This window comes from Vibrio sp. Vf1514, from assembly GCF_052076135.1.
Taxonomy (GTDB): domain Bacteria; phylum Pseudomonadota; class Gammaproteobacteria; order Enterobacterales; family Vibrionaceae; genus Vibrio; species Vibrio furnissii.
Genome location: NZ_CP197268.1, coordinates 1,299,893 through 1,321,548, shown reverse-complemented (window position 1 = coordinate 1,321,548; position 21,656 = coordinate 1,299,893). Strand labels below are relative to the sequence as shown.

At 51.0% G+C, this 21,656-nt stretch carries 19 protein-coding genes and 1 pseudogene; 13 read left to right on the top strand and 7 right to left on the bottom strand.

What is annotated here, in order from left to right; translation table 11 throughout:
- Positions 1-3: 3 nt before the first annotated feature.
- Positions 4-960: an AAA family ATPase gene (locus ACS18Q_RS20830; RefSeq protein ID WP_014257656.1), complete on the bottom strand. Its 957-nt coding sequence runs from the start codon at positions 958-960 to the stop codon at positions 4-6.
- Between the two features lie 301 nt (positions 961-1,261).
- Between ACS18Q_RS20830 and ACS18Q_RS20825 the strand changes: the two genes are divergently transcribed.
- Together ACS18Q_RS20825 and ACS18Q_RS20820 are read left to right on the top strand one after the other, a co-directional pair.
- Positions 1,262-3,178: a methyl-accepting chemotaxis protein gene (locus tag ACS18Q_RS20825; RefSeq protein ID WP_014257655.1), complete on the top strand. Its 1,917-nt coding sequence runs from the start codon at positions 1,262-1,264 to the stop codon at positions 3,176-3,178.
- A 62-nt stretch (positions 3,179-3,240) separates the two neighbouring features.
- The gene (locus ACS18Q_RS20820; protein ID WP_004727123.1) at positions 3,241-3,441 is read left to right on the top strand and encodes a restriction endonuclease subunit S; all 201 of its coding nucleotides are present in this window, start codon (positions 3,241-3,243) and stop codon (positions 3,439-3,441) included.
- A gap of 93 nt (positions 3,442-3,534) precedes the next feature.
- Here the strand turns inward: ACS18Q_RS20820 and ACS18Q_RS20815 are convergent, their stop codons facing one another.
- A complete protein-coding gene (locus ACS18Q_RS20815) occupies positions 3,535-4,188 on the bottom strand; it encodes a DsbA family oxidoreductase (RefSeq protein ID WP_004727121.1) in 654 nt (217 codons plus the stop codon).
- A gap of 315 nt (positions 4,189-4,503) precedes the next feature.
- Between ACS18Q_RS20815 and ACS18Q_RS20810 the strand changes: the two genes are divergently transcribed.
- From ACS18Q_RS20810 to ACS18Q_RS20790, 5 genes are all read left to right on the top strand, one after another.
- Complete coding sequence (locus ACS18Q_RS20810; RefSeq protein WP_441257809.1) at positions 4,504-5,877, top strand: alpha-amylase family glycosyl hydrolase; 1,374 nt, start codon at positions 4,504-4,506, stop codon at positions 5,875-5,877.
- A gap of 240 nt (positions 5,878-6,117) precedes the next feature.
- Positions 6,118-7,077, top strand: a complete 960-nt coding sequence (locus ACS18Q_RS20805) for a DUF4382 domain-containing protein (RefSeq protein ID WP_441257808.1) — start codon at positions 6,118-6,120, stop codon at positions 7,075-7,077.
- Positions 7,078-7,706: 629 nt separating this feature from the next.
- Entirely contained in the window at positions 7,707-8,915 is a 1,209-nt protein-coding gene (locus ACS18Q_RS20800) for a NupC/NupG family nucleoside CNT transporter (protein ID WP_014257652.1), read from the top strand.
- Between the two features lie 213 nt (positions 8,916-9,128).
- On the top strand, positions 9,129-10,364 hold the full coding sequence (pepT, locus tag ACS18Q_RS20795; RefSeq protein ID WP_004727116.1) for a peptidase T: 1,236 nt from the start codon (positions 9,129-9,131) through the stop codon (positions 10,362-10,364).
- Positions 10,365-10,641: 277 nt separating this feature from the next.
- Entirely contained in the window at positions 10,642-11,511 is an 870-nt protein-coding gene (locus ACS18Q_RS20790; protein ID WP_004727115.1) for a mechanosensitive ion channel family protein, read from the top strand.
- A 60-nt stretch (positions 11,512-11,571) separates the two neighbouring features.
- On the opposite strand, the gene norR is transcribed toward ACS18Q_RS20790, so the two are convergent.
- On the bottom strand, positions 11,572-13,158 hold the full coding sequence (gene norR / locus ACS18Q_RS20785; RefSeq protein ID WP_441257807.1) for a nitric oxide reductase transcriptional regulator NorR: 1,587 nt from the start codon (positions 13,156-13,158) through the stop codon (positions 11,572-11,574).
- A gap of 242 nt (positions 13,159-13,400) precedes the next feature.
- Here norR and hmpA point away from each other — a divergent pair, with 242 nt between their 5' ends.
- A complete protein-coding gene (gene hmpA, locus ACS18Q_RS20780; protein WP_441257806.1) occupies positions 13,401-14,585 on the top strand; it encodes an NO-inducible flavohemoprotein in 1,185 nt (394 codons plus the stop codon).
- Positions 14,586-14,742: 157 nt separating this feature from the next.
- Here the strand turns inward: hmpA and ACS18Q_RS20775 are convergent, their stop codons facing one another.
- The 3 genes from ACS18Q_RS20775 to ACS18Q_RS20765 form a co-directional block, all read right to left on the bottom strand.
- A complete protein-coding gene (locus tag ACS18Q_RS20775) occupies positions 14,743-15,807 on the bottom strand; it encodes a GGDEF domain-containing protein (RefSeq protein WP_441257805.1) in 1,065 nt (354 codons plus the stop codon).
- Positions 15,808-16,005: 198 nt separating this feature from the next.
- Positions 16,006-16,548, bottom strand: a complete 543-nt coding sequence (locus ACS18Q_RS20770) for a YaeQ family protein (RefSeq protein WP_004727111.1) — start codon at positions 16,546-16,548, stop codon at positions 16,006-16,008.
- 114 nt (positions 16,549-16,662) lie between these two features.
- A complete protein-coding gene (locus ACS18Q_RS20765; protein WP_004727110.1) occupies positions 16,663-16,872 on the bottom strand; it encodes a cold-shock protein in 210 nt (69 codons plus the stop codon).
- A 408-nt stretch (positions 16,873-17,280) separates the two neighbouring features.
- Between ACS18Q_RS20765 and ACS18Q_RS20760 the strand changes: the two are divergent.
- Positions 17,281-17,478: pseudogene (locus tag ACS18Q_RS20760) on the top strand (alternative ribosome-rescue factor A); the annotation flags it as partial.
- Between the two features lie 149 nt (positions 17,479-17,627).
- On the opposite strand, the gene ACS18Q_RS20755 reads toward ACS18Q_RS20760, so the two are convergent.
- Positions 17,628-18,791, bottom strand: a complete 1,164-nt coding sequence (locus tag ACS18Q_RS20755; protein ID WP_004727108.1) for a threonine/serine exporter family protein — start codon at positions 18,789-18,791, stop codon at positions 17,628-17,630.
- A 491-nt stretch (positions 18,792-19,282) separates the two neighbouring features.
- On the opposite strand from ACS18Q_RS20755, the gene ACS18Q_RS20750 reads away from it, so the two are divergent.
- The 4 genes from ACS18Q_RS20750 to ACS18Q_RS20735 all read left to right on the top strand — a co-directional run bounded on the left by ACS18Q_RS20750 (position 19,283) and on the right by ACS18Q_RS20735 (position 21,620).
- Positions 19,283-19,639: a hypothetical protein gene (locus tag ACS18Q_RS20750; RefSeq protein ID WP_004727107.1), complete on the top strand. Its 357-nt coding sequence runs from the start codon at positions 19,283-19,285 to the stop codon at positions 19,637-19,639.
- 184 nt (positions 19,640-19,823) lie between these two features.
- Positions 19,824-20,063: a hypothetical protein gene (locus tag ACS18Q_RS20745; RefSeq protein WP_055465582.1), complete on the top strand. Its 240-nt coding sequence runs from the start codon at positions 19,824-19,826 to the stop codon at positions 20,061-20,063.
- Positions 20,064-20,175: 112 nt separating this feature from the next.
- Positions 20,176-21,180 (top strand): response regulator, encoded by a 1,005-nt coding sequence (locus ACS18Q_RS20740; RefSeq protein ID WP_004727105.1) that lies wholly within the window; start codon positions 20,176-20,178, stop codon positions 21,178-21,180.
- The gene (locus ACS18Q_RS20735) at positions 21,180-21,620 is read left to right on the top strand and encodes a PAS domain-containing protein (protein WP_004727104.1); all 441 of its coding nucleotides are present in this window, start codon (positions 21,180-21,182) and stop codon (positions 21,618-21,620) included. Before ACS18Q_RS20740 ends, ACS18Q_RS20735 begins: the two co-directional genes overlap by 1 nt.
- Positions 21,621-21,656 lie beyond the last annotated feature (36 nt).

The following is a 21,656-nucleotide window of genomic DNA, read 5'->3' as shown; positions in this document are numbered from 1 at the left end:
ACCTTACGCGCTGCCAACCAACGAGAGCAGATGCGCAATCACCTGATTGGGATGCACGCCTTCGGCCTGCGCTTGATAGGTCAGCAGCAGGCGATGGCGCATCACTGGGAACAGCATCGCTTGCACATCGTCGGGGCTGACAAAATCACGCCCGTTTAACCACGCATGGGCGCGGGCGCAGCGATCGAGCGCAATGGTGGCGCGGGGGCTGACGCCCAGTTCAATCCACTCGGCAAGTTTGCTGTCGTATTGCGCGGGATGACGCGTGGCCATTACCAAACGAATCACGTAATGCTCAATCGCTTCTGACATGTGGATCGCCAATACTTCCTGACGCGCAGCAAAAATCTGTGCTTGCGTCACGACTGGCGGCGTCGCTGTTGCACTGCCTTGGGCTTCGCCGCGATTAAGGCGCAAAATCGCCAGCTCGTGTTCGGCGCTGGGGTAATCCACATCCAGATGCAGCAGAAAACGGTCAAGCTGCGCTTCTGGCAGCGGGTAAGTGCCTTCTTGCTCAATCGGGTTTTGTGTCGCCATCACCAAAAACAGCTCGGGCAACGGGTAGGTTTGGCGCCCCGCAGTGATCTGCTTCTCCGCCATCGCTTCAAGCATGGCGGCCTGTACTTTGGCAGGTGCGCGGTTGATCTCATCGGCGAGGATCAGCGAGTTAAAAATCGGCCCGGATTGAAAGGTAAATTCACCGGTTTCTGGGCGGTAAATGTCGGTGCCGGTTAAATCGGCGGGCAGCAAATCGGGGGTGAACTGAATGCGGTGAAAATCCCCTTCAATGCAATCGGCAAGGGATTTCACGGCGCGTGTTTTTGCCAGCCCCGGAGGCCCTTCCACCAAAATGTGGCCGTCGGCCAACAGCGCGACGAGCAGTTGTTCCACCAGCGATGCTTGGCCGATGACTTGTTGATTTAGATAGGTCTGTAATGTTTGAAAAGTCTGTGACTGCATGAAACCCAACTCTCCTTGGAGCTTATCTACCCTGCTTACTCTGGGCATTTAGTGAGTGTTTTGTCTGAAAAAGTTCCGAAAAACTTCGACGCAGATATCGTTTGGCGAAAAGTTAGCCGTTTATGACGTACATCGACCATGCTTAGTGGGGACGGATGAGAAATTTCGTCATGCCATACCTGCAAATTTGTGAAACATAAGAAAATTCTTACATAAAAATCAGATATAACTCTCAAGATTTCATTCAAGTGGCCGACAAGTTGTTCGTTAACAGCATGAGCCAGAGTAGAAGGCGGAGAAGATGTTCAAATTCAACACAATGACCATTAAACAAAAGGTGGTGCTCGGGATTACCCTTGCCGTGCTCGCCTCGACCATCATTTTAGGGGTGATGGCGCAACGTCAGGCGCGTGATGTGCTTGAACATCGTTTGGTAGACATTGAGCTGCCGTCGATGTTGGAGCAGATCAGCGCGCAAATCGATCGTGAAGTGAGCACGCTGCTACAGGCGTCGGAACAGATCGCGAACAACGAATTCATCAAACAAGCGATCACCAACGAGTCCATCGACCCGACGCAGCAAGCGGTGCTGATTCAACAGCTCAACAACGTGCGTAGCCAATACAAGTTGAATGACGCGTCTGTGGCGAACCGTAACACCGCGAATTACTGGAACCAGAATGGTTTCCTACGCAAGCTGAATCAGCAGCAGGATGGCTGGTTCTTTGGCTTTACGTCGTCGGGCAATGCGACCATGGTCAGCATGTTCCAAGAGGCAACGGGCGAAGTGAAAATGTTTGCCAACTATCAGGTGGTGAACGGCGTCAGCATGTCGGGCTTGTCGAAATCGATGGATGACATGGTGAAGCTTCTAAACGGCTTTAAGATTGAAGACAGCGGCTTTGTGTTTCTGACCGATGCCAAAGGCAACATCCAAATTCACCGTCAAAAGAGTCAGGCCAAAGCGTCGTTGAACAGCTTGTATGGCGCAGCGTCCAACCAATTGCTGAACAAATCTGGCTTTAACTTGATCACCACCGACTACCAAGGCGAGCAAGTGTTTGTCGCCAGTCTGTACATCAAATCAATGGACTGGTTCGTGATTGGCACCGTGCCAGTCAATGAAGTGTTTGCCGACCTCGATCAAATGGCGCAGCGTATGCTGATCATCACCATCGTGGTTGCGGCGATCTTCATCGTGATGGGGATTGTGCTGGCCAACAGCATTGCCAACCCGATTCGCCAAATCGCGCAGCGCTTTACGGATCTCGGCAAAGGTGACGGTGATCTGTCGCAGCGCATTGCGATCGACGGCAAAGATGAAATTGCGCAGCTCTCGCTGGGTTTTAACGGTTTTATTGAGAAGATCCATCAATCGATGAGAGAGGTGGCATCGACCAGTCATTCGCTGCAAGTGGCGGCAGAAACGGTGTCGCACAAAGCCAATACCACACACGACAACAGTCAGCAGCAGCGTGACCAAACCATTCAGGTGGTGACGGCGATTAACCAAATGGGCGCGACGATTTCTGAAATTGCATCCAATGCGGCGACGGCGGCAGAAACCGCAAATCAGGCGTCGGGCAACACGGACGAAGGCCGCGTGGTGGTGAACAAAGCCAAAGATGCGATCAGCCGATTGGCGGCTGACATTGAAAGCACCGGTCAGGTTGTACAGCAACTGGCGTCAACCACGCAAGATATTGGCTCAATTCTGGACGTGATTCGCGACATTTCAGACCAAACCAACTTGTTGGCGCTCAACGCAGCGATTGAAGCGGCGCGCGCCGGTGAACAAGGGCGCGGTTTTGCGGTGGTGGCGGATGAAGTGCGCAATCTGGCCAGTCGTACTGCCTCATCGACCGAAGAGATTCAAAAGATGATCAACCAGCTGCAAAGCGATGCCAAAGATGCGGTGTCGGCGATGTCGGCGGGGATTGCGGTGACGTCCGAGGGCGTTTCCTCATCGGATGAAGCGGTGCAGGTGCTGGTGAGCATTTCGGATCGCATTCACGACATTTCGGATCGCAACACGCAAGTGGCCACCGCGACCGAGGAGCAATCAACGGTGGTTCACACCATCAACCAGAACATCGAAGAAATTAATGCCATCAACGAAGTCACCACCAGCACGGCGGAGGAGTTGGCGGAAGCGAGCCAAGAGCTGCGTGACCTGTCTGCGCGTCTGGATAAGATGGTTGGTAGCTTTAAGCTCTAGAATCCGGCGGGGGAGTTGGGTAAACTCCCCCTCAGTGATTTTTGAATGATTAGGTAAGTACAATGAGCGATTTTGAGAAAGAACTGGAGCTGATGTCTCAGGAAATGGGTGATGAGCCGGAAGTGGCGCTGCCAAGCCTGGAAGAACAGAAAGCGATTGCGGCTGAGCTGAAAAAGCTGGAAGCCGAAGGCAAACTGACCCCGGAAGTGATGGAACAGTACTTCGGTCAGTTCTTCGCAAAATCAGACCGACCAGTTCACTAAGCGAAGTGGCACGTTTGAATTGAAAAGGCACCTCGCGGTGCCTTTTTCTTTTTTTTAGCGCAGGGGCTTGGTGTGCGCGAGCGCGAATCAACCTTAATGCGTGGGGGACTTGCTCAGGATTTCGCGCAGCAGCTTGAGTAAACTCTCGGTCGTTTGCGCGCCAGAGACAATGTGCCGCTGCTCAATGATGATCGCGGGCACGGCGTGAATCCCGGCTTGTAACCACTGCTGCTCGGTGTTGGCCACTGCGGTGGCCCACGATTCATCGGCCAGCACTTGCGCGCATTCACTACGGCTGAGGCCGACTTGCTCGGCAAGGCTGAGTAGCACGTCGTCCTCATCCATTGCCAGCCCGTGGCAGAAATAGGCTTCAAATAAGGCCATTTCTAAGGCGGCTTGCTTATAATGCCGGTTGGCCCACATCAATAATTGGTGTGCTTTGCGGGTATTGTAGATGCGCATGTCATCGTGAAAGTGAAAGGTAAAGCCGACTTCTTGCCCAAAACGGATGAGCGAGTCGCGCGCCTGCTGGCTCGCTTGCGGTGTGGTGTCGTATTTGCGCGCCAGATGCTCGCGCAGATTTTCGCCGCCCGGCGCCAGTGTCGGGTTGAGTTCAAAAGGATGCCAATAAATTTCGGCCTGAACTTCGTTTGACAGGATGCTGAGTGCGGCTTGCAGCCTTTTGTAACCGATGATGCACCAAGGGCAAACAACATCGGAGACGATGTCAATTCGAAGTGTACGCATAGTCATCTCCGTCGTAACCATGAATGAAACCCTAACCGCTTGAATTGACTCAATGATGAGCAGAATTGGCAGCCAGAAAGGGTTAGAAGCTTGCAACTCAGTATAGCTTTTGCATCATGCGTTACTTGGGAGTGAGTCAAAGTTTAACCAAATCGGTGCAATCGAGTGAGTCTACGCCCTGTCGCTCACCCACAAATTATTTGTGCAAGGGGGATTGCGCCGCGATTGGTCGATTTATAATCAGCAACAATATTAGCAAGCTGCACTCATTATTTTCCGTATTCTTCGCTTGCTGACGTAGAAGGAGCATAAATCATGATCAGTTCTCATCCAACGGATGTCATTTTGCATGCGTTCGACTGGCCATATTCTCTGATTGCAGAACGTGCCGAGACGATTGAACAGGCGGGCTATAAAGCCGTGCTGGTGTCACCGCCGATGAAATCTTACCAACACCCATCGGGCACACCGTGGTGGCAGCGCTATCAGCCACAGGATTATCGCGTTATCGACAATCAGTTGGGTGACACGCAAGACTTCATTCACATGGTGGATGCGCTGCGCGCGCGCGACTTGTGGGTGTACGCTGATGTGGTGTTTAACCACATGGCCAACGAATCCAAACAGCGTTTGGATCTGCAATACCCGAGTGACGCGGACATGGCGGCCTATCGCCAGCGGCCGGATTACTACCAAAAACAGTGCCTGTTTGGCGATTTGTCTCAGCCGCTGTTTGAAGAAGACGACTTCGTCGAAGCCTTTGGCATCAACGATTGGAAAGACAAATGGCAGGTGCAAAACGGACGGATCACGGGCGGCCCGCATGACCAAGGTCTGCCAACGCTGCGTGATAACGACCATGTGGTCGCACAGCAACAAAACTACTTGGTGGCATTGAAAAAGCTGGGCGTCAAAGGCTTTCGCATTGATGCCGCAAAACACATGACCATTGCGCATTTGAAGAAGGTTTGGACCGACGCGATTGCGCACGATGTGCATATTTTCGGCGAAATCATCACCGACGGTGGGGCGACCAAAGAAGAGTATCAACTGTTCTTGCAGCCATATTTGGCCGAAACGCGCTTGGGGGCGTATGACTTTCCGCTGTTTCAGACGCTGTTTAATGCCCTGCAACCGAGCGGTAGCTTAAAAGGGTTGATTGATCCGTATTGTTTCGGGGATGCGTTGTCGAAAGAGCGGGCGATCACGTTTGCGATTACCCATGACATTCCCAACAATGACGTGTTCGCCAATTTGGTGATGTCTCCGGAACGCGAAGCGTTGGCTTACAGCTATGTGTTGGGGCGAGATGGCGGGGTGCCGTTGATCTACACCGATCTGGATCCGAGCGGCATTCGCAATGCACAAGGTGAGCCGCGCTGGCAACAGAGCTGGCACGAGGAGCACATGGTGGCGCGAATTGCGTTTCATAACCGCATGCACGGGCTGCCGATGGTTAATCTTGAAGCCAATGATGATCTGTTGGTGTTCTGCCGAGGTGAGCAAGGGGTGGTGATCATTAATAAATCGTCCCGTAGCCAGACGGTTGAATTGAATTGGCCACAGGCATTAACTGATGTGTTGAGTGATGACGTGTTCTCATCGAACGGCACACACGTGCAGATCGACACCGCGCCCATGACGAGTCGCATGTTGTGGGTTGCGCCGGACGCGCAGACAAAAAAATAGCCGCGGCGGTGGCTGCGGCTTAAATTTCGACAACGATCGAAAAGACAGGGAGGTCATATCCTTATCAGCGAGGATAGGTGATTGATTTTATTCGTCTGAAAAATGGTTTGTGCTTTATTAGTGACAGCGTTCTGTTAAAAAGCGTCAATTTGTCAGGCTCCTGCCAGTTTATTTATTGTTTTCATGAATCACAAAATTACTGTTCTATAATTGAGCTGTATGTCAATAAGTGGTGCGAACATGAAAACTTTACCTTGGATGGCACTCAGCAGTGCCGCACTTCTCTTGGTCGGTTGTGGTGGCGGTGATGGCGACACGTCCACACAAACGTCTAAAGTCTCTTTTTCGGTGTCGGATGCGCCGGTTGACAGCGCGAGTTCTGTCACGGTCGGCTTTACACAGGTCGAGTTGGTGCAGTCTGACGGTTCGTCGATTTTCCTCGATGTGAATCCGTCGGATCCGAGCATGGATTATGAGCAGATTGACTTGATGGCGTATCAGGGAAGCGATGCTGCGCTGATTATCAGCAACCAGTCGATTCCGGTCGGGACGTATCAGAACCTGATTTTGCATGTCAGTACCGAATCGAACGTCAATTTTGTGGTGGATGGTGATGGCACGCAGGCGCTCAAACAGCCGAGCAACAAGCTGCGTTTGGGTAGCTTTACCGTCAGCAACGAATCGACGCAGGCATTTACCATCGAGTTTGACCTCCGCTATGCGCTGGTGATGCGCGGGAACAGCGGGTCGAGCAATGGCTACATTCTCAAACCTCATGGCGTATCGATTCTGAACAACAGCGATGTCGCCAGCTTGTCTGGTACGGTGGACCAAACCCTGTTTACCGAAGGTACGGGCTGCACCGTGGATACTGGCAATTACGTGTATTTGTATGAAGGCAGCGTCGCGGCGTCAACGCTGGGCGACTTGGTGGATGAAAGCGATGCGAGTTTTGACACGGATGTTCCGGTGCCCGATGGCGTGGTGACGCCGTATGCCTCCACTGCGGTGGGGGATGATGGCAGTTATGCGTTTGGTTACCTGCCACTGGGCGATTACACCGTGGCTTTTACGTGCAACGGGGATGACGATGATCCGGTGCAGTACGATGGGTTAACGCTGCCACTACCAGCAGACCAAGTTGCGGAAGTGACGTTGTCGAGCGGTGCGGAAACCGTGGATTTCTCCCCGGTGATCTAAGCGCTGAGACTGAAGTGCTTACATTGAGGCGCTAAAGTTGAATCGCTAAAAGTGGGGCACTTAAATTAGAGTGCAGGCGTGATGCCGACATATAAAAACGCCTCAAGGACCTGAAGCCAGATCACAAGAGGCAATGACGTTGTTAGCGTTTTAGTATCTAAGGGATTTAGAGAGACTCCGATAAGCGTAGACGCGATCAGCCAGACTGCAAATGTCCGTGTGGCGATCGCGTCTTTTTTGTTCACTTCTGGAAGCAAGGTGGCACTTCGGTGGTATCACGCTGCGTGATGGGTTCTCCCATTACTTAATTTGTTGATCGATTGTTCATACATTGAACGCTTGAACGTTTGCGTCAAAAAATGTGATGAAGTTCTATTTTCGATCGCTATACTTTCCGCCCGGCTATGAGCCGGTGCTCAGCCAATACAAGCCGTCACATGGAACTGTGAATGACCCCACTGGGACCAGCTACGATCCATCCAACGCTTGTATAAGGTGATCTCTCTATGAACACACTGTTCACACTTCACGGTGCGCTGTCTGCTGACCGTGCCGATGACGTGCATGTTTCCTCCTTTACCAAGTTTTTGGTTTTTCCTTTTATTACAAACTTTTAACTGGGTAAAACAATGACAATTTTATTTGGATTCATCGGTGTCCTGGTGCTGGTGCTGTGCGCTTTCGCGCTGTCTGAAAGCCGTCAATCAATCAATTGGAAAACCGTCTCGCGCGCGCTGTTGCTGCAAGTGGGTTTTGCCGCGCTGGTGCTCTATTTCCCTTGGGGGCAGAGCGCGCTGGCATCGCTAAGTAGCGGCGTATCAAGCCTGCTGGGCTTTGCTGATGCGGGCATTAGCTTCCTGTTCGGTGACCTTGCCAATTCAGGCTTTATCTTCGCCATTCGCGTGTTGCCAATCATCATTTTCTTCAGCGCGCTGATTTCAGCCCTGTACTATCTGGGCATCATGCAAAAGGTGATTGAGTTCATCGGTGGCGGCATTCAAAAGTTCCTTGGCACCAGTAAAGCGGAATCGCTGGTGGCCACCGGGAATATTTTCCTGTCGCAGGGCGAATCGCCTTTGTTGGTGCGTCCATTCTTGTCACGTATGACGCGCTCTGAACTGTTTGCGGTGATGGCTGGCGGGATGGCATCAGTCGCTGGCAGTGTGCTGGGTGGCTACGCCGGTTTAGGGGTTGATTTGAAATACCTGATTGCGGCGAGCTTTATGGCGGCGCCGGGTAGTTTGATGATGGCAAAAATCATCGTGCCGGAGCGCGATACACCCGTCGATCAAAGCGACATCGAAATGGACAGCGCGAACGACAGCAACGTGATTGACGCGTTGGCGAGCGGTGCCATGAACGGGATGAAAGTGGCGGTGGCTGTGGGCACGATGCTGATCGCGTTTGTCAGCGTGATTGCCATGGTGAACACAGGCTTAGAAAGTTTGGGCGAAGTGCTGGGCTTTAGCGGTATCACGCTGCAAGCGCTGTTTGGTTACCTGTTCTCACCACTGGCGTGGGTGATTGGTGTGCCAAGCAGTGATGTGTTGCTGGCGGGGTCTTACATTGGCCAGAAAATTGTCATGAACGAGTTCGTGGCCTTCATTGACTTTGTCGACCACCGCGCACTGTTGACCGAGCACTCGCAAGTGATTGTGACCTTTGCGCTGTGCGGGTTCGCCAACATCGGTTCGATCGCAATTCAGTTGGGTTCCATTGGGGTGATTGCACCGGAGCGCCGCTCGGAAGTGGCGAATCTGGGCATCAAAGCGGTGCTGGCAGGCACCCTTGCCAACCTGATGAGCGCTTGCTTGGCAGGCATCTTTATCTCGCTGTAATGCTGACACGCCCTGCTCATTTGTGAGTAGGGCGTTTCTCTTTTTAATCCACCAAAAACTGATTTATAGCAAATCATCACTCTGAAGAATCCGTACTATGGATTGCAATTGACTGCGTATCTCTGTTTCGGCGTCTTGCCAACAGGGATAGACCGCGTTTTCTTTCAGTTGAGGAGAAGCTCAACTGCGTTTTGACAGACAGTGAGACTTGCTATGGATAATCTTGTTGGGCGCTTTTTGCGCTACGTAACCTACGACACTCAATCGAAGCCGAAAAACCACCACTGCCCAAGTTCGACGGGGCAGAAGGTCTTTGCTCAAGCACTGCATGATGAGCTGCTGGAACTCGGCTTGAGCGACGTCAGTGTGGACGAACATGGTTATGTCATGGCGAAACTGCCGTCCAATGTGAATTACGCGGTGCCGCCGATCGGCTTTATTTCACACATGGACACCGCACCCGATGCCTCAGGCAAGAATGTAAAGCCTCAGATCGTTGAAGATTATCAGGGCGGCGACATTGCGCTGGGCAAAGGCGATGAAGTACTGTCTCCGATTCAATACCCGGATCTGCACCAACTGCACGGCCACAACCTTATCACCACCGATGGCAACACCTTACTGGGCGCAGATGACAAAGCCGGCATTGCGGAAATCATGACTGCTGTTGAGATGTTGATTGCGGATCCGTCGATCCCGCATGGCGACATCTGTATTGCCTTTACACCGGATGAAGAGATTGGCCGCGGCGCGAATCATTTTGATGTGAAAAAATTTGGCGCGCAGTGGGCTTACACCGTTGATGGTGGTCCTGTGGGAGAGCTGGAATACGAAAACTTCCACGCCGCCAGCGCAGAAGTGATCTGCCATGGGGTGAACGTTCACCCGGGCACGGCCAAAGGCAAGATGGTCAATGCGATGCACATCGCCGCGCGTTTTGCCCTGATGATGCCGGAAGAAGAGACACCGGAATGCACTGATGGCTACGAAGGGTTCTACCATCTGAAATCGGCCAAAATGGGTGTGGCGAAGACGCAACTGGATTACCTGATCCGCGATTTTGAGCGCGACGGCTTGCAAGCGCGCAAAGCATTCCTGCAAAAAACCGTTGATGAGTTGAATCGTCAGCTGAAAAAAGGCCATGTTGAGCTGGTGATCAATGACAACTACGCCAACATGAAAGAGATGATTGAACCGCATCCGCACATCATCGAGCTGGCGAAATCTGCGATGGAAGCGTGCGATGTTCAACCGCTGATCAAACCGATTCGTGGCGGCACCGATGGTGCGCGTCTTTCGTTCATGGGCTTGCCATGTCCGAACCTCTTTACCGGTGGCTACAATTTCCACGGTATACATGAGTTCATCACCATCGAAGGCATGGAACAGGCCGTACAAGTGATCGTGAAATTGGCGGAGCAGACTGCGCGCCATTATCACAACGCCTAATTCACCGCCATCTTCGAGTTTGATTCAACGCCGCTGTGCTCACGCATGGCGGCTTTTTTGTGCCAATGACATTCTGGCGCAAGCGGCTCGCCCGTGGGTGTACACAACTTAGGCGGCAGAGGCAGAAACTTTTGACAGGGCGCATAGAACGAGCAGCCTGTACCGACACTCCCGCGATGCTTGGTTACAATGTCGCACATTTGACTGAATCACAGCGTTTCATCATCCGCAGAGATGAATAGGCAAGTTGCTGTACATCACGAAGTAGGAGAGGGTAATGGAGAAGCTCAACGCGGTCATCGATTATCTGCTAACGCATAAACTGATTTTTACCTTATTGATATTGCTGTTTGCGGTGATGATGCGTCGCATGGTGCTGTCTCAGATCCGTGGTGACGCGGCGTTTTTAACCGAGCATCAGCGTAAATGGATGTCGAGCACCAAAAACGGCACGTTTGCGGCCACCTTGTTGGTCATGTTTGTCCTGTGGCAGCCAGAGATCAGCCAGTTCGCCTTATCGGTTACGGCGATTGCGGTTGCCATTGTGGTTGCATCAAAAGAGATCATTTTGTGTTTTACCGGCTCGATTCAACGTGCCAGTTCGCGTTCATTTCGCATTGGCGATTGGATTGAAGTGGGCAAACTCAGTGGTGAAGTGATTGAACACAATATGATGGCGACGGTGATTCAAGAGATTGACCTGCAACACGGCCAATACCACTACACCGGCAAAACGGCGACGCTGCCCAACAGCATGTTTTTCACTTATCCGGTCAAAAATCTCAACTTCATGAAGCGTTACGTATTCCACAACTTTCATGTTGTGGTGCCCGAGTTTGTGAATCTATACCCGTTGTTGCCGGTGATGCATGAACGTATTGAAGAGCACTTTTCGCACTTTATCGATGTCGCGCGCCGTTACAACAGCATGATTGAAAAGCACGCGGGCGTCGATTTGCCGAACGCTGAACCGCACATCGAGATCTCCAGCGCGCCAGCGGGCGAGCAGATTGTGCATTTTATGATTTTCTGCCCGACGGAGCGTGCCACGCATTTGGAACAACTGATTCGCTGCGCGTTTATGGAAGAGTACGAGAAGGCGTTTCCGCGTCAGCCGGTGGTGGCCGAATCATCCGCAGCGGCGTAAGTTCGACGCGTCGATCGCTTAAAGGGATAACCGCAGTTATCCCTTTTTTGTGCGCCCGAGTTAACGGGGTTCAATCTTATGGGTTTTGGTGACGTTGATGCCCAAGCGTTTTGCCAAGCGTGTTAAGTTGGCTCGGTCGACTTGCAGCAATCGCCCGGCTTTTGCCCAGTTGAATTCGGCTTGCGTCAGCGCTTCACTGACAAGGCGGCGCTGAAAGTCATCGGTGGCGTCACGTAACCCTTTCGACAAATCAATCACCGACTCAGTTTGGGCAGATGGCACCGCTTTGGCGGGGGTGTGTGCATCACCTTCCAACACGCCAATGTCTTCGGCGCTCACGGTGATGAGCGTTTGCATCGGGTGCTTGGCACGTGCTTTCAAAGCCGCGCGATTGATGACATGTTCCAACTCTCGCACGTTGCCCGGCCAAGTGTAGTAAATCAGATGACTCAACGCTTGCTGATGAATCTTCAGTTGTACGATCCCCAGTTTGCGCCGCGCGACTTCCAGAAAGTAGCCCGCCAGCAACGTCACGTCGCCATTGCGCTCGCGCAGCGGCGGCACGTGAATCGGGTAGACACTGAGGCGGTGATACAGGTCGGCGCGAAAGCGTCCGGCGTCGACTTCTTGTTTTAAATCGCGGTTGGTGGCGGCCAGAATTCGCACATTGATGGTTTGGACCTGATCCTGACCCACAGGCTGAATTTCGTTGTTTTGCAGCGCCCGCAAAATTTTGCTTTGCGCCGCCAGTGGCAGTTCGCCAATTTCATCCAAAAACAGCGTGCCGCCATCGGCCAAGGCAAACTTACCCAGGCGATTGCGATCCGCGCCGGTAAAGGCGCCTTTCACGTGGCCAAACAGTTCGCTTTCCACCAGATTCTCGGGAATTGCGGCGCAGTTGACGTAAATCAGCGGCTGACGTTTGCGGGGAGAGAGATGATGAATCGTGCGGGCAACCAGCTCTTTCCCCACGCCTGTTTCACCGTGGATCAGAATATTAAAATTCGACGGTGCTACCACTTCCAAGTCTGCTTTCATCACTTGCATGGCTTCACTGGAGCCGATGATTTCGCCGCCATCTCGCACCCATGCCTCTTCATTGAGCTCTTCCAAGCGTTGCTGCGTTTGCTTGGCTTGCGTTTCTAACTGAGAAAACGTCAGCGCCATTTTGAGGGTTGAGGCCGCGATGGCCGCGAGCACTTCTAAGCTGCGCAATGGAATGTGCTCAAACGCATTGGGCATGAGGCTATCGAGCGTGAGTACGCCCAGCAGCGTGTCACCGAAGATCAAGGGTAATCCCATACACGAGTGCATCGGCAGGTCATCATCGTGATCCATCAACAGGCCATCAAACGGGTCGGGTAGTGGGCTGTCTGCGTCAAAGCGCACCGGCGTGGTGGAGGCGCAGATTTGATCAAGGCGCGGGTGTTCGTGAATCAAAAAGCGACGGCCGAGCGTATCCCGCGTGAGCCCTTGCATGGCCAGTGGCACCAAGGTGTCGCCTTGCAGGGACATCAGCGCCACGCAATCGCACTGAATGGTTTTTCGTACCGCATCGAGCAGGCGGTTGAAACGGTCTTCATCATTGAGCCCGCTCGCCAAACCAATGGTCATGTCGACTAAGGTTGAAATAGAGAAATCTTGCATCGTTGCGTCCAACTGTTCGTTTTGGATAGTTTAGTGTCAAAGTGACCTGATTGAAAAGGGTTAATTTGACACGAATAAAGAGGTAGGTATTTAGATAAATTAATTAAAATCAATAAGATATTTTTTTATGCTTGTTGGTACGGATAGTGCAATGTCAGATTGAGAAAGTCATGCTTGACCTCAAACAGAGTGGCTGTAGCCACCTTTAATACCATTATCCGAGAGTGAGGAGATTTGGATTTATGCTCAACAACCACACGATTGCTGTAATTAAAAGCACCATTCCATTGCTGGAGTCGGCCGGCCCGGCTCTGACACAGCATTTTTATCAGCGTATGTTTCATCACAATCCGGAACTGAAAGACATCTTCAATATGACGCACCAGAAAACGGGGCGTCAAAGTGTCGCGCTGTTTGAAGCGATTGCTGCGTACGCCAAACACATTGAAAATTTGGCGGCATTAACCGCGGCGGTAGAGCGAATCGCGCACAAACACACCAGTTTTAACATTCAGCCAGAGCATTACCAAATTGTGGGGCATCACCTGATTGAAACTCTGCGTGAGCTGGCTCCCGAAGCGTTTACACGCGAGGTTGAAGAGGCGTGGACGGCGGCGTATCTGTTTCTCGCCCAAGTGTTTATCGACCGCGAAGGGGAGTTGTACCTACAGCGTAAACACGCGGCGGGCGGCTGGGCAAACGCACGTGAATTTATCGTGGCCGACAAACGCGTGGAATCTGAGTTGGTCACCAGTTTCATGCTGGTGCCGAAAGATGGTCAGCCGGTGCTGGACTACCAACCGGGGCAGTACATCGGGATAGAGGTGACACCGACGGACAGCGCATACAAAGAGATTCGTCAGTACTCACTGTCGCAGGCCGCGAATGGCAAGGATTACCGCATTTCAGTGAAACGCGAAGGCGTAGGCAGTGAGGTGGAAGGGCTGGTATCGAACTACCTGCACGATCATGTGCAGACAGGTGACAGCGTATTTTTGTACGCACCCGCGGGGGATTTCTTCTACGTTGAACGTGAGCGGCCTGTGGTGTTGATCTCCGCTGGTGTAGGCGCAACGCCCGTACAAGCGATGCTACAAACGCTGGCGCAGGGCGATAAGCCGTCTGTGACGTATTTGCATGCTTGCAATTCTCCTGCGCAACATTCGTTTGTGGATGAAACGGCGACCCTGATTGCAGCCCAAAAGTGGCAGCAGCACATTTGGTACCTCGACGGTCAACAGGGAAAATCGCGCCGGGGTGCGATGGATCTCAACGCCGTGGATTTACCGCTGGCTGAGGCCGATTTTTACCTATGTGGTCCATTGGCGTTCATGGAAAGCATCGTCAAACAACTGATGTCCTTGGGCGTGAGTGGCGAGCGTATACACTACGAAGTGTTTGGCCCCCACGCTACGCTTAACGCTTAATGCGTAAGGTCGGTTGTCGTGTCCAGCGCGCCATTCAATACCAACGACTCAAGCGATGAAAAAGGCCCGTATGGGCCTTTTGTGCTCGTGACGTCTGTGTGATGCGTGCTCGGGAGGGCGTCTAACACCTGCTGGCAGGAGAACGCTTGAGGAAGCGTTAACCTTGGTGTTGGATATCTTCGTATTGGAGCATCGACACAATGCGGTTTTTGCCTTCCGATTTGGCGCTATAAAGCGCTTTGTCAACTTTACGTAATGTGGCTTCGTAATCCCCGAGATCATGGTGCGCCAAACCAATACTGATGGACACGGGGGCTTGAATCCCAAACGGAGTGGTGGCTACTTTGGCGCGTGCTTGCTCCGTTAAACGATAGATGTCCTCATCACTGCCCTCAGTCAACAATACGATGAATTCTTCGCCGCCCCAACGTCCCACGATGCCAATATTGGCAAAGGATTGCTTCAGCACATCGGCGATGCCTTTAAGCACGCCATCGCCTGCGACATGACCGAACTGGTCGTTAACCAACTTAAAGTTGTCGACATCAATCATCGCCACATGAAATGGACGCGTGCTGTGAGCAATGCGTCTTTCGATGTAATGACGGTTGAAGACACCTGTAAGTGAATCGGTCATCGCGAGCTTTTCCAGCTTGAGATTCGCTTCATTCATTTTGCGATATGCGTGCAGACGGCTGGCATCAAAATACCAAATGATGAGCGCCAACGTTATCCAGACCACCACCAGATTAATGTAACTGGCAACGTTGTCTTCGATGGGTTGCCAGGTCTGCATGTTGGAGAGTATCAAGCCATTAAAGACGGCAAACTGGACAGCAATAAACGGCAGCGAGATTTTGCGGGGCAATAAAGCAATGGCGACCACGGGCGTGATGAGGCCAAAAATCAATGCGTATTCTCGGTTGCCCTCATCAAACATGTAGAAATGGGTCAGTAGGGCGATCACACAGGTGAGTAACAAGGCGGACGTACGCGTTTTGCGTTTGACGAACAACAGGTATTGACTGAGGCACACTACTGCAAACGTGACCAGGTGGGCATAGATCAAAGGGGGATAGAAGTCGATCACGGTGTTGTAGAACAGAAAGAAGACGTTGTTTGCTGCGAGCAGTAACGCTGATGCGCAATTGAGATAGATACGCCGATACTGTTCATCATCGTGGGTTAACTGAAGATTTTGGTTGATAAGCCGTGCAATCATTTGGAGTCCCAAAGCCGGGGAAAACTGACTTTTATGGATCAACAAATGAGTGACATATTGCTGATCTGTTTATTTTGAAGACTAATTTTTGCGCCTTATGTTGCCGGAAAATCATCACTATCGCTAGTGATGATCGTTCCGGCCATTCCAAAAGTTTGATGTCTGCGAAACAATGACCGATCAGAAAACAGTGACCGTTTAGTCCGGTAGCGATTGCAGTAGGTCGAAGTTGATCTCGTGGCTCTCTAAATCACCTTCCACAAACAGCGTGTGACCTGTCACCATGACCGACAGGTCCACGGTGCGTTTAGGATGTTGCGCCATGGCGCTGATCGCTTCTGGGTCGAAGCGAACAATCTCGGCCTTGAGGTAGCCAAGCTTGCCTTTGTTTTGTTGCCACCAGATGTCTGAGCGATTTTGATAGGTGTACACTTTCACGGTGTCAGCGAGACGGGTGGCTTTTTTCACTCGCTCCACATCCGGTTCACCCAATTCAATCCACAGTTCATGATGACCGGATAAATCCTGTTGCCAGATATCGGGTTCGTTGGCGGTGGAAATGCCTTTTGTAAACTGCAATTGCGGATGGGCGTTCAGGCAGTAGGCCAATACGCGTGCCATCATGCGTTCTTCAGTCTCCGAAGGATGCAGGGCAACGGTCAGGTTAAGTGTATCGTAATGATCACGGTTCATGTCCGTCAGAGCGATACGGAATTTATAAATGGTTGGTTTCAATGCCATGAATACGGCTCACGCTAAAACTGAGAAGAAAAAGTAGGAGTTGGAACCGAAAAAGGATGGCCCAATAACGAAAATAGCCAGCTATAAGCTGGCTATTAAAATTCGGAAAGTCAATTACAGAAGTTTGATGCTTTCTGCTTGAGGACCTTTTTGGCCTTGAGTGATTACGAACTCAACTTTTTGACCTTCAGCAAGAGTACGGAAACCGTCGCCTTGGATTGCGCTGAAGTGAGCAAAAACGTCAGGACCATTTTCTTGTTTGATGAAACCGAAGCCTTTAGTTTCGTTGAACCATTTAACGGTACCAGTAACTGGAGTTGACATAGTGTGTATCCTAAAAAATATATTTAAATATGTGGCCGATTACGGCGCGGATAGCGTGGAAAAGTAGATTGCTATTGCGTACGACACGACGGGAGTTACAAGTAATCCAACGAATGTGTATACAAAGAACTTCATTTCTAGCTGCTAATGAGTCTAGAGCAATCCGTAGGGTTGTCAATCGAATCTTGACTTCACTCGAAAAGCTTTTTTGGATTTTGTGCAAATTTTTGCTCCATGCTTCATTTCTATGTAATTAAGCATGTACTCAGTATTAAAAATGGTGCTCGGAGAGGCGGCTGAACCATTGACACGCCAATAATTCAGCGCAAAATATGCATCGGAATAATGTCATCCAACGACAGTGTCACCAACGGTGTCATCTGTAGTCAAACCAATCTAAAGGAGGCCATGATGAGCCAGTCATCAAAGACGTCTCGTGACAACCCGGTGATGGACACCGAGTTTGGTCGAGGCACGATTAAAGACAACGCCTTGAAAGCGGTTGTCACCAGTCAACTGTTCAAGCAACGCGTAGAGAAAGCGAAAAAAGGCAAAGGTAGTTTCAGCCGTAAAATGAAACATAGAGGCAAAGAGCCCTATTCAAAAGCTGCTTAACAGTAACTTTCGACTAGGGCTCTTTCTTTCATTGTGTGGCTGAAACGTGTGGCTGAAACGCAGCGACCAAAGAGGCAGCCGATGACCGCTAAAGACGAACGATCAGCGTTCACGTTCGGCAATATCCACGTTTGGTAATATCAACGTTCGACTTTGGGTGAATATATCGAATAGGCGGTGACTTGGCCCGCCACAATTGCCGAGAACATAAACAGAGCTGACAGGCCAATGCTTGGGATCGGCAGAATCGATTGTTCAAACACCGACTGACTGGCGCTGATCAAGACGCGGCTGCCCGGTACCAAAATGATGATCCCCTGCACGATATAGATGGAGCCAGTGAGCTCCATTTTCTTTGCCAGCCATGTGCCATACAGCGTAATCAACACCGTCGTGACCCAAGTCCCAACCACCCAGCCAGCATCAAAACCGAGATAAAACGGCCCCCACATCCCCAGTACGGCCACGGGTAAACCGAGCAAAATGTCTTTGGGACGCGCATTAAACAACACACCAATCGACACGGAGAGCAAGAAGAGGCCACAGATGTGCAATGCCAATGGCACTTCGTTGCGATAGGTGGTTGCGGGGGCTTGTCCCCAAATCGCTTCACCGATATTTAAGCCAATCACAATACCGACAAACAGCTTAATCAGCGTTAAGGCACTCTGGCCAAATAAGCTGGTGCCTGAAACCAAGTCGTTAAAGGCCAAACACTCCAATGAGTTCGCAATGGACAAGCCGGGCACAAACAAGATCACGGCGGCCACGCACAGCGCCCACACCGGGATGGGTAAGCCAGTGCTGGCTAAAAACGCGACTAAGATGCCTGTGATGAGCGCGGCCACAAATTCAACCGCGATGGCACGTCTTGAATGGCACACCAACTGACTGACCCACACCAGCAAGCCCAACACCACTGAAATCATCACTGCTTCTAAGGTGCTGCCGACCAGCATCAAGTAGGCGGGCGGAATGCCCATGTTGGCCAGCGCGATAATCCATTTTGAATAGCCGATGGGCTCAGGAACCGGCTCGTGACTGGGTTGGTTGATGCGAATGATGGTATTGGCCAGCAAGCTCAAGTTAATGGATGCAGGTTTGAGTCGCTTCATCACCACCGTGTTGTTGTCATCGGGAAATTGATAGTTGATGGTGGTTGGCGTGGCTTGAATCATGACATCCACGCCATGCTTTTGGGCATAAAATTGAGTGTATTTCTCGACTTTGTAAGGGGCGCATCCGCTGCGGTGGAGTGTGTCGCCAATCTCAACAATTTTGTTGATTCGATACTGTGACGGCATGAAGTCATTATGGGGTTAACGTTCGGTGGCGCAAACGTATCAGAGTGTTCGAATGAAGACGAGAAATCGCGTGCTGTTCGATTCATCAATAGGTGAGAAGTGTGATGGACTCAACTGTTATGGTGTTTTACCACGCACGGTTTGCAGGCGGCGTGCCCACTGAGTTTTTCCATTTTTGCAATCTGAAGTTTTTCTTCGAGCGCAAACTGTGCCTTTGTCACAATTTGAAAACATTAATCATAAAAAATTTGTGGTTAATTTTTTGTTTCAAAATGTCAAGTTTTGCAAATCATTAGTCCCGAAGTGACTGGTAAATCGATAAGTGGAGTTTGGTTTGTTTTAACGTCTATTTAACAAACACTTCGTCTCAACATTCTGTTTATTTTTTGTTGCTTTTTTGACCTTGAAATAATTATTTGATGCGAGAAAATAGACAAAAAGTGAGATTCCAAATTTGAAAGGATGCTTTCTGTAACTAAGGTAGGCAGATTATGAAACTGTTATTGATCATGATGGCATCAGTCTCGGCAGGGGTCGCCTCCGCTGAACATTTCCACTCTTTCATGCTTGGCTTGTCTGTTGCCGCCTTGGCGGTTGGTAGCTGTTACTGGTTTGCCTTCCGCAGCACGCGATTTCCTGAACTGGCCGTTTTTCTGCTGGTTTGTGGCCTGTTAGCCAAAGTAGGTGTGACGGTCCTAGGCGTGGCTTGGGGGCTCTCTGCACAACTGATTACGTCGCCCATTATTTTTGCGCTGTCGTATTTGTTCTTCTCGATTGTGGTGAGCTACTTGTGGTTCAGCTATCGAGACAGCATCACGGTGGTGCCAAAACCCACATTGCATCATTAATCCGATCGCACCAATCAATCATTAAAAAGAGGCCGCAAGGCCTCTTTTTTACGTCGATGATCTTGGGCTGGCAACCGGGGCATGGCGTGCAACCCTTGGCGCTTTCTTCGACTATAGTTCTACAGTCAGCGTCCGCGTTTATTTATACACTCTCTTTGATGCAGTAAATAAAGGACGATGAACGATGGAAACCGCACTGTTTTTGATTGAAAAAGGCCTGCTGATTGGCGGCATTTTGTTTGTGCTCACTGGCATTACTCAGTACGGGAAACGCAGTCACGACTGGAAAGGTGTGGCGACGATGTTTTATAAACGCATTCCCATGACGATTGCTGAATACAAATGGTATCGACTGGGCATTGCGATGATGGTGTGTGCCTTCGTGCTGAGAATCATTCTGTTGATGATTTGGCCAAATTACTAGCAAGTAGGAATCATCCTATTTATCAATAATTAAGCGCTGTATTCTAGCCTCTCTCACGAAATTAGGTATACACTTTAGGGTAAACCCAAAATGAGAACGAGAAGGTGATGATATGTCGTATTCAGTACTCATCTGCGATGACTCGGCGTTGGCCCGAAAGCAGATGGCCCGCTCTCTTCCTGCATCGTTAAATGCAGAGATCACCTTTGCTGTGCATGGCCTGGAAGCGCTGAGCACCCTTGAACAGCAAGACTTCCAGCTCATGTTCCTTGATTTGACGATGCCAGAACTCGATGGGTTTGGTACGTTGGAAGCGATGCGTGACAAAGGCCATACCACGCCAGTGGTGGTGGTTTCTGGCGATATCCAACCCAAAGCCAAAGAACGGGTGATGGCGCTGGGGGCCAAAGCCTTCATTCAAAAACCGATCAACAAAGATGACCTCAATGCGGTTATTCGTACGTTGGTCGAGCCTGCCGCTCAGCCGCGTATTGTGACCCCGGTATCCATCGAGCTGCCAATTTTGCGTCGCCGCGACATCTACATGGAAGTGGCGAACGTGTCGATTGGTCGTGCGGCTGATGCGTTGGCGCGTCATTTTGATGTGTTTGTGCAATTGCCCCTACCCAACGTCAATATCTTTGAAGTGAGCGAATTACACATGGCACTGCGTGATTTGGCCGATAACGTTCACGTTTCGGGGGTGTGTCAGGGGTTTAGCGGCGAAGGGATTGCGGGAGAGGCGTTAGTGCTGCTCACAGATTCCAGCGTTGCAGATTTGAAGAAACTGATGAAAGTCCCAACCGACAGTGAAGAGTTGGAAGAGCTTGAGCTTTTGATGGATGTGTCCAACATTTTGGTCGGCTCGTTCCTTAACGGGCTGGGCGAACAAGCCGAAGTGCGTTTTTTCCAAAGTTCACCCGTGTTGCTCGGGCAGCACATTCCGATTGATTCGGTGATTCAGTCGACAGCAGGCTCGTTTAAGAAAACCATGACGTTTGAAGTCAGCTACAACATCGAAGGCACGTCCATTCGCTGTGATCTATTGTTTATGTTTGTCGACGAATCGCTGCCACTGCTGGACAGTAAACTTGCGTACCTGATGGAGGATTTCTGATGTTGTCGCTTCCTGCAGAATTTGAACAGTTCCACTGGATGGTGGACATGGTACAAAACGTCGATATGGGCTTGATCGTGCTTGATCGTGACTACAACGTGCAAGTGTGGAACGGGTTTATGACCCACCATAGCGGCAAGTTAGCGCACGAAGCCATTGGTCAGTCGTTGTTTACCTTGTTCCCTGAAATTCATCAAGAGTGGTTCAAACTCAAAACCAAACCCGTTTACGATTTGGGGTGCCGCAGTTTTATCACCTGGCAGCAGCGTCCTTACCTTTTTAAATGTCGCAATGTGCGCCCCGTGACGCAGCAAGCGGAATTTATGTATCAGAACATCACACTGAACCCGATGCGCACGCCAACGGGCAAAGTGAACTCACTGTTTTTATCGATTCAGGATGCCACTGCAGAAGCGCTGGTCGTGAAGCAATCCCAATAACACTCAACGAGCGTCGTCATGCTGGACGTGAACTCA

Excerpts from the sequence above, each read along its gene's own strand:
- ACS18Q_RS20830 (WP_014257656.1), bottom strand. The coding sequence starts at position 960 with ATGCAGTCACAGACTTTTCAAACATTACAGACCTATCTAAATCAACAA.
- ACS18Q_RS20825 (WP_014257655.1), top strand. The coding sequence starts at position 1,262 with ATGTTCAAATTCAACACAATGACCATTAAACAAAAGGTGGTGCTCGGG.
- ACS18Q_RS20820 (WP_004727123.1), top strand. The coding sequence starts at position 3,241 with ATGAGCGATTTTGAGAAAGAACTGGAGCTGATGTCTCAGGAAATGGGT.
- ACS18Q_RS20815 (WP_004727121.1), bottom strand. The coding sequence starts at position 4,188 with ATGCGTACACTTCGAATTGACATCGTCTCCGATGTTGTTTGCCCTTGG.
- ACS18Q_RS20810 (WP_441257809.1), top strand. The coding sequence starts at position 4,504 with ATGATCAGTTCTCATCCAACGGATGTCATTTTGCATGCGTTCGACTGG.
- ACS18Q_RS20805 (WP_441257808.1), top strand. The coding sequence starts at position 6,118 with ATGAAAACTTTACCTTGGATGGCACTCAGCAGTGCCGCACTTCTCTTG.
- ACS18Q_RS20800 (WP_014257652.1), top strand. The coding sequence starts at position 7,707 with ATGACAATTTTATTTGGATTCATCGGTGTCCTGGTGCTGGTGCTGTGC.
- pepT (WP_004727116.1), top strand. The coding sequence starts at position 9,129 with ATGGATAATCTTGTTGGGCGCTTTTTGCGCTACGTAACCTACGACACT.
- ACS18Q_RS20790 (WP_004727115.1), top strand. The coding sequence starts at position 10,642 with ATGGAGAAGCTCAACGCGGTCATCGATTATCTGCTAACGCATAAACTG.
- norR (WP_441257807.1), bottom strand. The coding sequence starts at position 13,158 with ATGCAAGATTTCTCTATTTCAACCTTAGTCGACATGACCATTGGTTTG.
- hmpA (WP_441257806.1), top strand. The coding sequence starts at position 13,401 with ATGCTCAACAACCACACGATTGCTGTAATTAAAAGCACCATTCCATTG.
- ACS18Q_RS20775 (WP_441257805.1), bottom strand. The coding sequence starts at position 15,807 with ATGATTGCACGGCTTATCAACCAAAATCTTCAGTTAACCCACGATGAT.
- ACS18Q_RS20770 (WP_004727111.1), bottom strand. The coding sequence starts at position 16,548 with ATGGCATTGAAACCAACCATTTATAAATTCCGTATCGCTCTGACGGAC.
- ACS18Q_RS20765 (WP_004727110.1), bottom strand. The coding sequence starts at position 16,872 with ATGTCAACTCCAGTTACTGGTACCGTTAAATGGTTCAACGAAACTAAA.
- ACS18Q_RS20755 (WP_004727108.1), bottom strand. The coding sequence starts at position 18,791 with ATGCCGTCACAGTATCGAATCAACAAAATTGTTGAGATTGGCGACACA.
- ACS18Q_RS20750 (WP_004727107.1), top strand. The coding sequence starts at position 19,283 with ATGAAACTGTTATTGATCATGATGGCATCAGTCTCGGCAGGGGTCGCC.
- ACS18Q_RS20745 (WP_055465582.1), top strand. The coding sequence starts at position 19,824 with ATGGAAACCGCACTGTTTTTGATTGAAAAAGGCCTGCTGATTGGCGGC.
- ACS18Q_RS20740 (WP_004727105.1), top strand. The coding sequence starts at position 20,176 with ATGTCGTATTCAGTACTCATCTGCGATGACTCGGCGTTGGCCCGAAAG.
- ACS18Q_RS20735 (WP_004727104.1), top strand. The coding sequence starts at position 21,180 with ATGTTGTCGCTTCCTGCAGAATTTGAACAGTTCCACTGGATGGTGGAC.